Below are 14562 nucleotides of genomic sequence, written 5' to 3'. Positions count from 1 at the left end.
AGCACGTCATGGGCATCGATGATCGGGTTGTACGAAGCCTCCAGCCAGACGACTCGGCCATGTGAATCAATGCGCTTGAAGCGCTCGGCCACGTATTCTCCGCGGCGCAACTTCTCCCAGAACTGCTGGTAACCTGCCGAGCTGGTTTCCTCAGGGTCGCAGAACATGCGGTGATGCTTGCCGCGCACCTGCTCCAGGCTATAGCCCATGGTGTGCAGGAAGCGATCGTTGGCGGTCAGCACCTGCCCGTCAAGGTTGAACTCGATCACGGCCGTGGAGCGCATCAGCGCCTTGATCAGGCTTTCATGCTCGCGGGAGGTCTCGATGGTGCGGGTCAGGTCGCTCGAGTGCAGGGTGAAGTACTTGATCCGCCCGTCGACACCTTTGACCGGTTGCAGGATCGAGCGCAGCCAGGCTTCTTCGCCATTGCCCCGCAGCAGGCGGAACGCGCCGTTGAGGTGCTCGCCACGGGCGATCGCAGCCTTCATGCGCTGGTAGAAATCCAGCTTCTTCACGTGCTCCGGGACGATCTCTTCGATGTTGCGGCCGATCAGACGATCGCTGCTGTAGAGCATTTCTTTTTCGAAATTGGCATTGGCGGACTCGATGCGCCCCTGGGGATCGAGTTGCAGCACGAGCATTTCGCTATCGAGGCTGTTCTTCACCTGCTCGATGGATTGCAGTTCCTCGCGCAATTGCTGGATTTCTTTTTTCAGTTTGCTGTTGAACATCACCGCTCTCCCGGAGCGCAATCCATCCATCGAATGCTTCTGCATCGGCTGAGGACAGGTGGTTCTTGAGGACCCGACGAGGAAATATTCGAGTGACAGACAAACCTGGAAAACACACGTCACCAGGGGATCATTTTCATGTCACATAACGGCAACCAAGCAGGCGGAAACTTTTTGACATGAATACGCCGCCTCTACGCATCACCCTCGTCAGCGAAACCTTCCCGCCGGAGATCAATGGTGTGGCCAATACCCTTGGCCGCCTCAGTGAAGGCTTGCGCGTGCGCGGGCATCAAGTGGAAGTGGTGCGCCCATGCCAGGCCAGCGATGCACCGGGCAATAGCGACGACACGCTGCTGCTCTGTCGTGGTTGGCCACTGCCCGGATATCCCGGTCTGCAGTGGGGTGAGGTATCGATGCACAAACTGTGGCGACGCTGGCGTCGGTTGCGCCCGGATGTGCTGTACATTGCCACCGAAGGCCCGCTCGGGCTCAGTGCCCTGCGCGCGGCACGACGCCTGGGAATTGCCGTGGTCAGCGGTTTCCACACCAATTTCCCGCAGTATTCCGGCCAGTACGGCCTGGGCCTGCTGGCACGCCTGCTCACCCACTACCTGCGCTGGTTCCATCGCCGCACCGCGATCACTCTGGTACCCAGCGCCAGCCAGCGCCTGGAGCTGGAGCGACGTGGTTTCGAACGCCTGGCATTGATGGCGCGTGGCGTGGATGCGCAACTCTTCAACCCGGCACGGCGCAACCAGGCGCTGCGTGAGCAGTGGGGCCTTGGCCCGGATGACATCGCGGTGCTGCACGTCGGACGCCTGGCGGCGGAGAAGAACCTCGCCCTGCTGTTGCCTTGCATGCAGGCGCTGCACAAGAGCTATCCACAGCGACGCCTGCGCCTGGTCGTGGTCGGGGATGGGCCACTGCGCAACCAGATGCAGCAGCAGTTCCCCGATGCGGTGTTCTGTGGCGTGCAACGCGGCGAAGCCCTGGCCGAACATTACGCCAGCGGCGACCTGTTCCTCTTCCCCAGCCTCACCGAAACCTTCGGCAACGTGGTGCTCGAAGCACTGGCCTCGGGCCTTGCGGTAGTGGCGTACGACGAGGCCGCCGCCGCCCAGCATATTCGCCACGGACACAGCGGCGCGCTAGCCATGCCGGGGGATCAACCCGCGTTCATCGACGCCGCGTGCTGGCTGCTCGAGGACGCCGAGACCCTGCGCAGGGTGCGTCTCAATGCCCGCCAGCACGCCAGCCGCCAGGGCTGGCAGGCGATCGTCGAAGAGTTCGAGGGGCACTTGTACAGCGCCTGTCGGCAGACCGCCGCCCAGGGTAAACACGCGGCCACGCCGCTGACGATCAAGTCAGGCTCGACAGCGCCTCGCGGCTGAACGGCAGAATCTCTTCCTCACGCCCCTCGCGGACTTTCTGCGCCCACTGGGCATCCACCAGCAACGCACGACCGACCGCCACCAGGTCGAACTCCTCATCGCCCAAGCGCTGCAGCAGGCCCTCCAGGCTGGCCGGCTTGGCCACCTTGTCGGTGTCGACCATGAACTGCAGGAACTCGCCATCCAGGCCAACGCTGCCAACGGTGATGGTCGGCTTGCCGGTGAGCTTGCGGGTCCAACCGGCCAGGTTCAGCGGCGAGCCGTCGAACTCCGGCTCCCAGAAACGGCGGGTGGAGCAGTGGAAGATATCCACACCGGCGTCGGCCAGCGGCTGCAGGAAGGCTGCCAATGCCTCGGGCGTTTCGACCAGGCGCGCGCTGTAGTCCTGCTGCTTCCATTGGGAGAAGCGGAAGATGATCGGGAAATCCGGCCCCACCGCAGCACGCACGGCCTGGACCAGCTCGATGGCGAAGCGCGAGCGTTGCGCCAGATCGCCGCCGTATTCGTCATCGCGCTGGTTGCTGGTGGCCCAGAAGAACTGATCGATCAGGTAGCCATGCGCGCCGTGGATCTCGACGCCATCCATACCGATGGCCTTGGCATCGCGGGCAGCTTGTGCAAAGGCGGCGATGACCTCGCGGATGTCGTCGTGGGTCATTTCATGGACCACCACCTGGCCATCCTTGCTTTTACCGCTCGGACCGTAGCCCGGCACGCTGGCGTCCGGCTCGGTACCCAGGCGGCGAACGCTGCCCACATGCCACAGCTGCGGAACGATGCGCCCGCCTTCGGCGTGTACGGCCTCGACCACCTTTTTCCAGCCAGCCAAGGCATCTTCGCCATGGAAGCGCGGCACATTCGGATAACCGTTGGCAGCCTTGTGATCGACCGTAGTGCCCTCGGTGATGACCAGGCCCACGCCAGCCGCAGCGCGGCGGCGGTAGTACTCGATGACGCCCTTGTGCGGTACGCCGCCAGGGCAGAAGGTGCGGGTCATCGGCGCCATGACCACACGGGTCGGCAACTCGAGGGTGCCCAGGGTGAAGGGCTGAAACAGTGGGTTGCTGGACATGCGGCGCTCCCGATGAGGTAAGGAAATGCGCCTGAGCTTAGAGCCAGCCGAATGGCGGGCACAGCATTATTGATTTGAGTGATTGAACAGGATATGGCGCAGCTTGCTCCTGTGCCTTTGGGAAAACCGAGCGGCGGTTCGCCGCTCCAGCATGCATCAGGCCAGCGCCTTCTCGACCGCTTGAATCACCGCCGGATCGTCCGGCGCAGTGCGTGGCGCGAACCTCGCCAGGACGCGGCCGTCCTTGCCCACTAGGAACTTCTCGAAATTCCAGGTGATATCGCCGGGGAACTCCGCTCCCTCGCCCGCCAGCAGGCGATACAGGGAATGACGTTCAGGCCCGTTGACTTCGAGCTTGGCGCTCATCGGGAAAGTGACACCGTAGTTCAGGCTGCAGAACGTCTGGATATCCTTTTCCGACCCAGGCTCCTGGCCAGCGAACTGATTGCACGGCAAGCCGAGCACGCTGAAGCCCTGACCCTTGAACTGCTGGTGCAGCTTTTCGAGCGACGCGTACTGAGGCGTCAGGCCGCACTTGGATGCGACATTGACCACCAGCACCACCTGGCCCTTGAACGGTGCCAGCGGCAGGTCCTGGCCGTTCAGCGCCTTGAGCGTCAGATCGTGAAATGCACTCATCTTGATTCCCCTCTCAGGTTGCCGGTTGCCGCTGGGGCGAATTGCGCCCACTAAAAAGGCGCGCGACCAAGCCGTGCACCCGCCCGTGGGGGTGGGTCGGCTTGCTCGAGCGCCTGACGACTCTCAGAGCTTAGCTGAGAAATCAGTGGTGATGGCCACCTTCACCGTGGATGTGGCGGTGAGCGATTTCTTCTTCGCTGGCGTCACGCACGTTGACCACCTTGACCTGGAAGTTCAGGCGCTGGCCTGCCAGCGGGTGGTTGCCGTCGACGGTCACGTCGTCGCCGTCGATGTCGCGGATGGTGACGATCTGCATCTGGCCGTCCGGCGCCGAAGCATGGAACTGCATGCCGACTTCCAGTTGGTCGACACCTTCGAACATGCTGCGGTTCAGGGTGCTGACCAGCTCGGCCAGGTACTCGCCATAGGCGTCTTCCGGCTCGATGGCAACGGTCAGTTCGTCACCGGCCTGCTTGCCTTCCAGGGCTTTTTCCAGGCCCGGGATGATGTTGGCGGCACCGTGCAGGTAGACCAGTGGCGCGCCACCGGCGGAGCTGTCGATGGTCTCCCCGGCGTCGTTGGTCAGGGTATAGTCGATGGAGACTGCCTTGTTGGCGGCGATCAGCATGGGGCAAGACCTTTTGCAAAAGAATGTAGAGCGCACAAGTGTAACCAAGGCCTCGCCCGATTGCGAACGCGCGGCGGCTGGCGAACGGCCCATCAGTCGGATCATCGGCTTTCACCAGGACGAGGAAGGCCATTGGGTGGTCGAGCTGTCCTGCGGTCATACCCAGCACCTGCGCCACCAGCCGCCGTGGCAGGCGCGCCCCTGGGTGCTGGATGCGCACGAGCGCACCCGGCGCATCGGCCAGGCTTTTGCCTGCGGCTGGTGCGCGAACGGGGCCGATAGCGCTACCCTTGGCCGTTGATTCCTTGCACCGCTTATTCCGAGAAGCACGCATGCAGACATTTTTCATCGCGCCGACCGACTTTGGTGTCGGCCTGACCTCCATCAGCCTCGGCCTGGTACGCGCCCTCGAGCGCGGCGGCCTGAAGGTGGGTTTCTTCAAGCCAATCGCCCAGCCGCATCCCGGCGATACCGGCCCCGAGCGCTCCAGCGAGCTGGTCGCGCGCACCCACGGCATCAAGCCACCCACGCCGCTGAGCCTGGCCCAGGTCGAGCGCATGCTGGGCGATGGCCAACTCGACGAACTGCTCGAAGAAATCATCCGCCTGTACCAGCAAGCCTGCATCGGCAACGACGTGGTGGTGGTCGAGGGCATGGTGCCGACCCGTCATGCCAGCTACGCGGCGCGGGTCAACCTGCACCTGGCCAAGAGCCTGGATGCCGAGGTGATCCTGGTCTCGGCACCGGAGAACGAGGTGCTCAGCGAGCTGTCCGGGCGCGTCGAGTTGCAGGCCCAGCTGTTCGGTGGCCCGCGCGACCCGAAAGTGCTCGGGGTCATTCTCAACAAGGTCCGCACCGACGAAAGCATGGCCGATTTCGCCACGCGCCTGCGCGAGCATTCGCCGCTGCTGCGCGGCAACGACTTCCGCCTGCTCGGCTGCATCCCCTACCAGGCCGACCTCAACGCCCCGCGCACCCGCGATGTCGCCGAGTTGCTCGGCGCCCAGGTACTCAATGCCGGCGACTACGAACAGCGGCGGATGAACAAGATCATCATCTGCGCACGCACCGTGGCCAACACCGTGCCGTTGCTCAAGCCGGGCACTCTGGTAGTGACGCCCGGGGATCGCGACGACATCATCCTCGCCGTGAGCCTGGCAGCGATCAACGGCGTTCCGCTGGCCGGGCTGCTGCTGACCAGCGACAGCAAGCCTGACCCGCGCATCCTCGAACTGTGCCGCGGCGCCCTGCAGGCCGGCCTGCCGATCCTTTCGGTGAGCACCGGCTCGTACGACACCGCCAACCAGCTCAACTCGCTGAACCGCGAGATACCGGTGGACGACCGCGAGCGTGCCGAGTTCATCACCGACTTCGTCGCCAGCCACCTCGACGCCCACTGGTTGCACCAGCGTTGTGGCACGCCGCGAGAGATGCGCCTGTCGCCAGCGGTGTTCCGCTACCAGCTGATCCAGCGCGCGCAGCAGGCCAACAAGCGCATCGTCCTGCCCGAGGGCGCCGAACCGTTGCTGGTGCAGGCCGCCGCCATCTGCCAGGCGCGCGGCATCGCGCGCTGCGTGTTGCTGGCCAAGCCCGAGGAAGTCGAGGCGGTGGCCCGTGCCCAGGGCATTACCCTGCCAGCCGACCTGGAAATCCTCGACCCCGAGCTGATTCGCGCACGCTACGTCGAGCCGATGGTCGAGCTGCGCAAGAGCCGCAACCTCAACGCCCCGATGGCCGAGCAGCAGCTGGAGGATCCGGTGGTGATCGGCACCATGATGCTGGCGCTGGATGAAGTCGACGGCCTGGTTTCAGGGTTGGTGCACTCCACCGCCAATACCATCCGCCCGGCCCTGCAACTGATCAAGACCGCACCGGACTGCAGCCTGGTGTCGTCGGTGTTCTTCATGCTGTTCCCCGAGCAGGTGCTGGTGTACGGCGACTGCATCATGAACCCGCACCCCAGCGCTGTGGAGCTGGCGGAGATCGCACGGCAAAGCGCCGAATCGGCGCAGGCCTTCGGGATTGCACCGCGCGTGGCGATGCTCAGTTATTCGAGCGACTCGGCGGCCAGTGACGAAGAAGTGGAGAAGGTGCGCGAAGCCACGCGCCTGGCGCAGCAGGCGGAACATGACCTGCTGATCGACGGGCCGTTGCAGTACGACGCCGCAGCCAACCCGGAGATTGCCCGGCAGTTGGCACCGCACAGCCAGGTTGCGGGCCGCGCCACGGTGTTCGTGTTCCCGGACCTGAACACCGGCAACACCACGCACAAGGCGGTGCAACGCAGTGCCGACTGCGTAAGCCTGGGGCCGATGCTGCAGGGGCTGCGCAAGCCGGTGAACGACTTGCCGCGCGGCGCGCAGGTGGACGACATCGTGCACACCATCGCGTTGACAGCGATTCAGGCCAGTCACGTGCGCTGAAACGCATCGCGGGACAAGTCGGTGCGCCGACTTGTCCCGCGACAGGGCCGCAAAGGGGCTGCGTTAAGGGTCAGGGGTACTGCTGAACGGTGCCCTGCTGGTCATACTGCTGGCCAGGGATCGGCTTCAGGTTGACCTCTACGCGGCGGTTCTGCGCCCGACCATTGGCATCGGCGTTGCTGGCGATCGGCTGATCCGGGCCCATGCCACGTACCGAAACCCGCGAAGCATCGACACCCTGCGAGGTCAGGTAGGTGCTGACGGCCTGCGCGCGACGCTGCGACAGGTCCATGTTGTGCTGGCGGCTGCCGGTGCTGTCGGTGAAGCCCACCACTTCGATGGTGTTCTGGTTGAACTGCTTGAACGAGCTGGCGAGGTTGTTCAGCGGCGAGTAGAAGCTTGGGGCGATGTTCGCCGAATCGGTCGCGAAGGTGATGTTACCTGGCATGATCAGCTTGATCTGGTCACCCTGGCGCTGCACTTCGACACCGGTGTTGGCCATCTGCGCACGCAGCTCGGCTTCCTGCTTGTCGGCATAGTAGCCATAACCGGCGGCGGCGGCGCCTACCGCGGCAGCGCCGATCAGCGCCCCCTTGCCACGGTGGTTGTGATCGATGGCCGCACCCGCGATGGCACCGGCCAGTGCACCCAGGCCACCGTACTTGGCAGTCTTGCTCATCCCTGTGGAGCCGCCCTGCGCCTGGCCCTGGTTGTCGTAGGGGTTCTGGCCGGCACAGCCGGTCATCAGGGCAGCAGCGGTAGCGACGATAATCAGACGACGCATGGTGAACATGGACAAGCTCCTGGTGAAATTCGAAAGTGCAGCGGATCGTATGCGGATCAGTGCCAGCCTTGGATTGCAGCGACGCGGAAAAATTCTATGAAACTTCACGCCCGCACGAACGGGTTCTCACGCATCTCTTCGCCGAGGCGAGTATCCGGACCATGGCCGGTCACCACGATCGCCTCTTCATCCAGGCGGTACAGCCGCTCCTTGATTGAACGAACGATAGCCCGTTGATCGCCCCCCCACAAATCGGTGCGCCCCACACCACGCCGGAACAGGGTGTCGCCGGCAATCAGCAGCTTGTGTTCGGCAAACCAGAAACTCATCGAGCCCGGCGTATGCCCGGGCGTGTGCAGCGCCACGCCACAGCCGCAGGCCAGCGCTTCGTCATCGGCGAGCCAGCGGTCCGGAGCAGGTACCGGCGTGTAGGGCACACCGAACATCTGGCACTGCATTTCCAGATTGTCCCACAGCGGCTGGTCGTCCTTGTGCAAGTGCAGGGTCGCACCGGTCAGCTCCTTGAGCCTGCCGGAAGCCAGGAAATGATCGAAATGGGCGTGGGTATGGATGATGCTCACCAGCGTCAGGCCATGCTGTTGCAAGCGGGCGAGAATCTTCTGCTCGTCGCCACCCGGATCGACGACGATAGCCTTCTTGCTGACCGGGTCGCCGATCAGCGTGCAGTTGCACTGCAGGGGGCCTACGGGGAAGGTTTCGCGGATCAGCGATACAGGGATAGGGGTCATGGGAGTCCAGCTCCAAGCGACTTCACGCTCATTCAAATAAGGTTTGTACGCGCGCCAGCGCATCATCAATGACAACGTCGGGAACAGACTCGATACGTCGGGCACCGCGTGCCTCGAGATCCAGCGTACGCAACTGGTTGCACAACACCACGCCCTGGGTTCGCGTACCTGCCCCGCTGAGCGTGACTGCAAACCCGGCATGTCGGGCGAAATCCCCACCTTGAGTGATCGGGACTACCACCGCCAGGCCCGCGGCATTGTAGGCAGCCGGTGTGAGCACCAGAACCGGACGCATCGCACCTGGCTGCTCGCGTCCGACCACAGGCTCAAGATCGACTCGCACAATATCGCCCCTGGCGAATCCCACCCGCCTCATACCTCACGACCAACAGGACGAATGGCGTTCCACGCCGCGAGCTCATCCGGCTCGGGTGCATCGAGATCGCACTGGGCCATCAGCTCCTCAAGCTTGTACTTGGGTTTTGATCGGACCGGCTTGAGAACCAGCGACCCGGTGGCGGTATCCAGGCTGAGGACGGAGCCCACGCTCAGGCGCATCTGCTTGAGAATGGCCGATGGCAGGCGAATGGCAGCACTGTTGCCCCATTGTTGAATCTTGACTTCCATAAGTATCTCCAAAGGTAGATACATAGTAGAAACCCTCCAGATGATTGCAAGTAACTTGTAGAAACAACGTGTCTACATTGTCATCTGAAGCGCTGCTCTTGAAGTCATGAGCTAGAGGTCAGGAGCTATCCCACAACGCAGTGGGAAGTGACACTCAAATAGCCAGAGTCAAGGCAAAAACAACCTGAACAACCCGCCCCCCAGCGCACCACCGTTGGCGATTTCGATCCGCCCGCGCACGCCGTTGCGCTCGTGCAGGGCGGCAATCCTGGCGGCGAAGTACAGGCCAAGGCCGGTGCTGCCGCTCTGCTGGTCGATGCCCTGCACGTAGTCCTGCTGACGCTCGAGCAAGCGCTGTGGATAACCGGCGCCATCATCGTTGACGCTGATCACCACCTGCTCGCCCTCCTCTTCGACGCTGATCAGCAGCGTGTGCCCGGCATAGCGAATGGCGTTGGTCAGCACGTTGGCGACCACCGAGGCGACCAGTTCACGGTCGAAGAAGCCCAGCGGGCTTTCGGTGTCGATGCGCCAGGTCGCCAGCACGTCGCGGTGGCGGATGACTTCCTGCTGCGCGGCCAGTTGGGCTTCGACGAAATCCTCGAGCTCGTGGTAGTCGGGGCAGATCGGCAACTGGTTGATGCCCAGCTTGTACAACCCCAGCAACTGCACCAGCATACCGTTGAGGTGGCGGAACTCGTGCTCCATCACCCCTTGTTCGCTGCCACTGCGGGACTGTTCGGGCAAACGCGCCAGCCACTGGTCGTGGGCCTGGATCAGGGCCGAAAGCGAGTTCTTCATGTCATGCACGGTGGAGGCGATCACCGTGGAAAAATCCAACCCCTGCTCATCGCGGCTCATGCGCCGAACACTCGCACGTGCAGCTTGCGGTAGCGGTCGAAGCGGTTGTCGCTGGCGGGGATGCCGGCCACGCGGTTAAGGCAGTTGCGACATTCCTGCATAAGCGACTCCGACGGACTTTCGCCGCCGATACGCAGCAGCGCCTGGGCGGTATTGAGGGCGATACTGATGTTCTTCGGTTGCAACGACAGGGCCTTGCGGAACATCTCCAGAGCCTCGTTCAACTGGCCGCCCTGGTAACTGCGTACTCCCTGGCGGTTGAGATCCACGGCTTCGGTGACAGCGCCAAGCACGCTCGGATCGTCAGTCACCTTGGCCACACTCTGCATCACTTTCGGGTCATCGCCATAGGTTTCCACGCAGCCCTTGAGGATCGAAGTCCCGGCCGACTCCTGGCCCAGCTCCTTGAGCTGCCTGGCCACGGTCAGCGCGGCATCGACCGAGAAGAACTGGTCCATCTTGTCCAGGCGCTGCATGGCCTGCTCGGTGAGCTTGGCCGCGGTTTCCGCATCGCCGGCCTGCTGCAGGCTGGCAGCCTTCATCAGCCGGGCGCGCACCTGCAGGCCCTGGTCCTCGGTGTTTTCCTTGGCGACTTCGCTGAGCACGGTATTGATCTCGACCCGCGTACGCGCATCCAGACCGTTGCCGGCGTTCTTGTTCATCAGCGCCTGGACCAGGCCCAGGTTGCTCTCGGCGCTCTTGTAACGCGAGCTCTGCCCCTGACTGACGGCATGCCGGTATGCCTTGGAGGCGCCTTCGTAGTCTTCGTTGTCCAGCGCCAGCTTGCCCAGCGCGGCTTGGCGACGCACCGCAAGCGGCGATAGGCGCACCGCCTCTTCGAGCATGTGCTGGGCGCGCTTGTTGTCGCCCTTGGCCACCAGCACTTCGGCCAGCCCGTCGTACAGCCCAGGCATGATCGGGAACGCTTTGAGCGCTTGCTCATAGACGCCCTGGGCCTGTTCGTACTGGCCACGCTTGTGCATCAGGCTGCCCAGCGCCGCATACACCCAAGGCTGCGGGCGGCTGGCAAGAATGTTGGTAAGAAACTTTTCCAGGTCGTCGAAGCGATTGAGGTCGCGCAACGCATCGGCCCGGTAGCGCAGGCACAACGGCGCGAAACGCGGATCCTGCTTGCACAGCTCGGCGCAAGCCGCCAGCACCTCGGCCGGGCGCCCGCGGTCCAGCGCCTGGAGGATCGGCTTGAGCAGGGTCTTGCGCTGCACCAGCTTTTCCAGCCGCTGGGCCAGGCCCAGGCGGTTGAACGGCTTGGTCAGATAGGCGTCAGGTTCATGCTCGATGGCACTGAGGACGATCGACTGGCTGCTTTCGGCAGTGACCATGATGAACACGCATTCATGGCTGATGAGCTTGTCCAGCAGCAGGTCCTCGAGCACCTGCTGGCCATTCTTCTTGCCATCGCCCAGGTGGAAGTCCTGGAGAATGAAGTCATAGCGCTTCTGCGCGCACATCCGCAGGGCCTGCTCGCCACTGTCGGCGGTATCCACGTCGCGCACACCCAGCTCGCGCAGCATGGAGCGCGTCGAGGTGCGAAAGTCGGTGAAGTCGTCGACGATCAGAAAGCTTTTTTGCCCATACTGCAGCATCAACACGACCTGTATTGAGAAGAGGTGGAAAAAGACCTGCGGCGACTGTGCCCGGCGAATGCTGTATCGGCCGGGCGGCGGGAAAGATGAGACTGGGAAGTCAGCGCATGACAAGATAATGTCAACTAGCCATCATTTTAACTGCAAGGCGCTTTCTAGACCAGCAGGCCAAGCGATTTGGCCCGTGCCACGGCTTGCGTGCGGCGCTCCACGCCTAGCTTGCTGTTGATATGGCTGGCGTGGGTCTTGACGGTGTGCAGGGAGATGAACAAGCGCTCACTGATCTCCTGGTTGGAGCAGCCTTGGGCGATCAGTTCCAGTACCGCCAGCTCACGGCCGCTGAGCGCCTCATTGCTGGCCACGGTAACAGGCTGGGTCTGCGGCAGGCGTGCCAGCAGTTCGGCCTGGACCGGGCACACGGGGCTGGCGGCGAGCTGCTCGCGCAACCATATCGGGCGTTCCTCCAGCAGCCGCTGGAAAGCATGCAAGGCACCGCCACGCGCGGCCTCAAGCGCTTTGCCCAGCAACTTGCCCGCTTCCTGTTCGCGCCCCTGCGCCAGCAATAGCTCAACCAACTGGCAGAGCGCGCTGACCGCCAGCATCATTCCACCACTGGCCTGCCCCTGCGCGACCAGCGCCCGCAAGCGCTGCTCGGCAGGCTCCGGTCGTGCCAGGGTACGTTCCAGCAACGCTTGTTGAAGCTCGATGTGCAGTGGCAGCAATGGATGAAATTCCGGTGCCGCGGCCGGTTGCTCGCCGCCGTAGGTCTGCCCCAGGCGCAGCAGCCAGGACTCGGCAAGGTCGGTGCGGCCCTGGGCCAGCCAGAGCTCGCACTTCACCAGCGTGATCATGGCCAGATAGAAGATCGGTGGCACGTCCCAGATATGCATCAACCGCTCGGCCTCGGCGAGCTCCGCAAAGGCCTCGGCGAAGCGCCCGTCGCGCCCCTCCAGCGAGGCGATCACGCAATGGCCGATCAGCACGCTGATATCACGGCAGGCCCGTGCTTCGCTCAGCCCGGCGCGCAACCGCGCCCGCCCCTGGCCTGGTTGCAGGCGCGAGGCATACAGGTAGCCTTCGTAGAGAATCAACCGGGCGCGCACGGCGTACAGGCGCTGCCCCGACAACCCCTGCAGACGCTGCAACCCCTGACGCACCTCGTCCAGGGCGCGCAACACTTCGCCCCGGGCGTGCAACACCCTGGCGCGATCGTAATGGGCCAGGGCCTCGAACAACGGATTGCCAACACGCTGGGCCAACTCCAGCGCCTCACGGTTCCAACCCCGCGCCCGCCAGAAGTCACCGTCGGCAATGGCCAGGTTGGACAGCGTCGACAGGCACACCAGACGCTGGCCATAGCGCTTGCAGGGCAGGCTCTGCAGGGCTTCCTCGCAGTAGGCCAGCGTACGCTCGCGATCGCCGCGGCCGCGTGCGATCACGCCGCTGAGCGCCAGCCACTGGGCGAGCATGGACTTCTGAGCGGTCGCCGACGGCGCTGGCAGGAAACGGCTGAGATAGGCCGCCAGTTCTTCGGCAGCATCCAGCTGGCAGGCCAGGCCCAGTGCCCAGCTGTACAGCACGATCAGGCGTGGCGTGCTGATCAGCAGGCTGTCTGGCAGGTCCATCTTCCAGCGCAGCAGCATGCCGACGTTCTGTTCGGCCAACAGCTGCTCTTCGGAAAGGCTCTGCACCAGATCGGCGGCCACATCCAGAGAACCCGCACGCAAGGCCTGCTCCACCGCTTCGTCGAGCAGCCCCTGGCGCTCGAACCAGCGGCAGGCACGCAGATGCAGCGCCGCCGAAGGCTCGCTGGCCTGGCGACTGCGCAGCAGGTCGGAGAACAGGTGGTGATAACGGAACCACCGGCCGTGCTCATCCAGCGGCACCAGGAACACCTGGTGAGCCTGCAAGTAGCGCAGGATCGCCGCGCTGTCCTCGCGCTCGCGCAGGGCGTCGCACAGTTCAGTGCAGAAGCGCTCCTGGCAGGCGGTGTCGTAGAGGAAAGCCTGGACTTCTGCCGGGAGGATCTCGATGACCTCTTCGAGCAGGTAATCGCGGATCAGCCCTTCGCCACCGTGCAGCGCCTGGGGCAAGGCATGGTCCTCGCCCGACTCGCTGGTCGCCAGCTGCCAGAAACGCAACCCGGCGACCCAGCCATCGCTGCGCTGGATCAGGTTGTCCAGCGCCTGGCCACGCAGGCCGGTGGGCTGGCGGCCAATCACGGCAAGGGCTTCATCGGAGGTCAGGCGCAGGTCTTGTTCGTTGAGCTCAGTCAACTGGCGCGACAGGCGCAGCCGCGCCAGATGCCAATCAGGGCGCTGGCGGCTGGTGACCAGCAAGGCCAGGCCCGGCGGCAAATGGTTGAGGAAGAACTGCAGGCAGCGATCGAGAACCGGCCCCTGGGCAAGATGGTAGTCATCCAGCACCAGCAGCAGCGGCGTGTCGGCGTTCAGGTAGAGCGCCAGCTCGTCGAGCAGACTGTCGAGCCACTCCTCGAAGGCGAACGGCTGATGGCGCTGGCGCATCTTCAGCAGCCCCATGGCCTGACCGCCCAATGCCGGGCAGAACTGCTGCAAGCCTTCGAGCAGACGCTCGAGGAAACGACCGGGGTCGGCGTCGCGCTGGCTCAGGCCCAACCAGAGGCTGCGCCAGTGGCTGGGCAACTGTTGGCAGAACTCGATGGCCAGCGAACTCTTGCCGAACCCCGCCGGTGCGTTGACCAGCAGCAGCCGCCCACCCAGCCCCGCTTCGAGACGCTGGCACAAGCGCGCGCGCAGCACATGCCCGTCCGGCAGCGGTGGCCGGAAGAAACGCCCGTCCAGCAGACCAAGGGCCTGGCTGGCGACTCCATGCGTACGGGACAAATCTGTCATGGCCGACTCGTTCTGGTTGGAAGATCACGGCGATACGGATTGTTGCGAGCCTAGCGGCTATTGCGACGCATTTGAAGATGATCAAAACGCTTGAGAAGGAAAAGACTACGACAAAAAGCAACAACACTGATGGACATCAGTGAGATCTATTGCACGGCATAGCACAAACCGCCCCCA

General features: G+C 63.8%; 13 protein-coding genes and 1 pseudogene. 3 read left to right on the top strand and 11 right to left on the bottom strand.

Going from position 1 to position 14562, the window contains the following annotated elements:
• Window positions 1-8: 8 nt before the first annotated feature.
• Window positions 9-641 (bottom strand): annotated as a pseudogene (locus VA602_RS26745) (PAS domain-containing protein); the annotation flags it as partial.
• A gap of 269 nt (window positions 642-910) precedes the next feature.
• Here VA602_RS26745 and VA602_RS08245 point away from each other — a divergent pair.
• Window positions 911-2125, top strand: a complete 1215-nt coding sequence (locus tag VA602_RS08245) for a glycosyltransferase family 4 protein (RefSeq protein WP_323452963.1) — start codon at window positions 911-913, stop codon at window positions 2123-2125.
• Here VA602_RS08245 and VA602_RS08240 read toward each other — a convergent pair.
• The 3 genes from VA602_RS08240 to VA602_RS08230 all read right to left on the bottom strand — a co-directional run bounded on the left by VA602_RS08240 (window position 2094) and on the right by VA602_RS08230 (window position 4464).
• A complete protein-coding gene (locus VA602_RS08240) occupies window positions 2094-3197 on the bottom strand; it encodes an NADH:flavin oxidoreductase (RefSeq protein WP_323452962.1) in 1104 nt (367 codons plus the stop codon). The two genes, VA602_RS08245 and VA602_RS08240, sit on opposite strands and share 32 nt — an antisense overlap.
• A gap of 156 nt (window positions 3198-3353) precedes the next feature.
• Window positions 3354-3836 (bottom strand): glutathione peroxidase, encoded by a 483-nt coding sequence (locus VA602_RS08235; RefSeq protein ID WP_197892626.1) that lies wholly within the window; start codon window positions 3834-3836, stop codon window positions 3354-3356.
• 142 nt (window positions 3837-3978) lie between these two features.
• Window positions 3979-4464 carry an FKBP-type peptidyl-prolyl cis-trans isomerase gene (locus VA602_RS08230; RefSeq protein WP_054925639.1) on the bottom strand — a complete coding sequence of 162 codons (486 nt, stop codon included), beginning with the start codon at window positions 4462-4464 and terminating at the stop codon, window positions 3979-3981.
• Between VA602_RS08230 and VA602_RS08225 the strand changes: the two genes are divergently transcribed.
• A complete protein-coding gene (locus VA602_RS08225; protein WP_054895124.1) occupies window positions 4463-4765 on the top strand; it encodes a DUF3565 domain-containing protein in 303 nt (100 codons plus the stop codon). The genes VA602_RS08230 and VA602_RS08225 overlap by 2 nt on opposite strands.
• Before the next feature lie 31 nt (window positions 4766-4796).
• Entirely contained in the window at window positions 4797-6887 is a 2091-nt protein-coding gene (gene pta, locus VA602_RS08220) for a phosphate acetyltransferase (RefSeq protein ID WP_054895123.1), read from the top strand.
• 70 nt (window positions 6888-6957) lie between these two features.
• On the opposite strand, the gene VA602_RS08215 is transcribed toward pta, so the two are convergent.
• The 7 genes from VA602_RS08215 to VA602_RS08185 form a co-directional block, all read right to left on the bottom strand.
• Window positions 6958-7680 (bottom strand): OmpA family protein, encoded by a 723-nt coding sequence (locus tag VA602_RS08215; RefSeq protein ID WP_054895122.1) that lies wholly within the window; start codon window positions 7678-7680, stop codon window positions 6958-6960.
• Between the two features lie 95 nt (window positions 7681-7775).
• Entirely contained in the window at window positions 7776-8420 is a 645-nt protein-coding gene (locus VA602_RS08210; RefSeq protein ID WP_054895121.1) for an MBL fold metallo-hydrolase, read from the bottom strand.
• 28 nt (window positions 8421-8448) lie between these two features.
• Entirely contained in the window at window positions 8449-8796 is a 348-nt protein-coding gene (locus VA602_RS08205) for a type II toxin-antitoxin system ChpB family toxin (protein WP_323452961.1), read from the bottom strand.
• The gene (locus VA602_RS08200; RefSeq protein ID WP_323452960.1) at window positions 8793-9047 is read right to left on the bottom strand and encodes an AbrB/MazE/SpoVT family DNA-binding domain-containing protein; all 255 of its coding nucleotides are present in this window, start codon (window positions 9045-9047) and stop codon (window positions 8793-8795) included. Before VA602_RS08200 ends, VA602_RS08205 begins: the two co-directional genes overlap by 4 nt.
• 168 nt (window positions 9048-9215) lie before the next feature.
• The gene (locus VA602_RS08195) at window positions 9216-9908 is read right to left on the bottom strand and encodes a sensor histidine kinase (RefSeq protein WP_323452959.1); all 693 of its coding nucleotides are present in this window, start codon (window positions 9906-9908) and stop codon (window positions 9216-9218) included.
• Window positions 9905-11512: a tetratricopeptide repeat-containing response regulator gene (locus VA602_RS08190; protein ID WP_054895118.1), complete on the bottom strand. Its 1608-nt coding sequence runs from the start codon at window positions 11510-11512 to the stop codon at window positions 9905-9907. The genes VA602_RS08195 and VA602_RS08190 overlap by 4 nt, the downstream gene beginning before the upstream one ends.
• Window positions 11513-11667: 155 nt before the next feature.
• Complete coding sequence (locus tag VA602_RS08185; protein WP_323452958.1) at window positions 11668-14385, bottom strand: LuxR C-terminal-related transcriptional regulator; 2718 nt, start codon at window positions 14383-14385, stop codon at window positions 11668-11670.
• Window positions 14386-14562 lie beyond the last annotated feature (177 nt).

Origin of the sequence: Pseudomonas machongensis (genome assembly GCF_034961125.1) — a bacterium.
GTDB classification, from domain to species: Bacteria; Pseudomonadota; Gammaproteobacteria; order Pseudomonadales; family Pseudomonadaceae; genus Aquipseudomonas; species Aquipseudomonas machongensis.
This window is presented reverse-complemented; position numbering and strand designations above follow the sequence as displayed.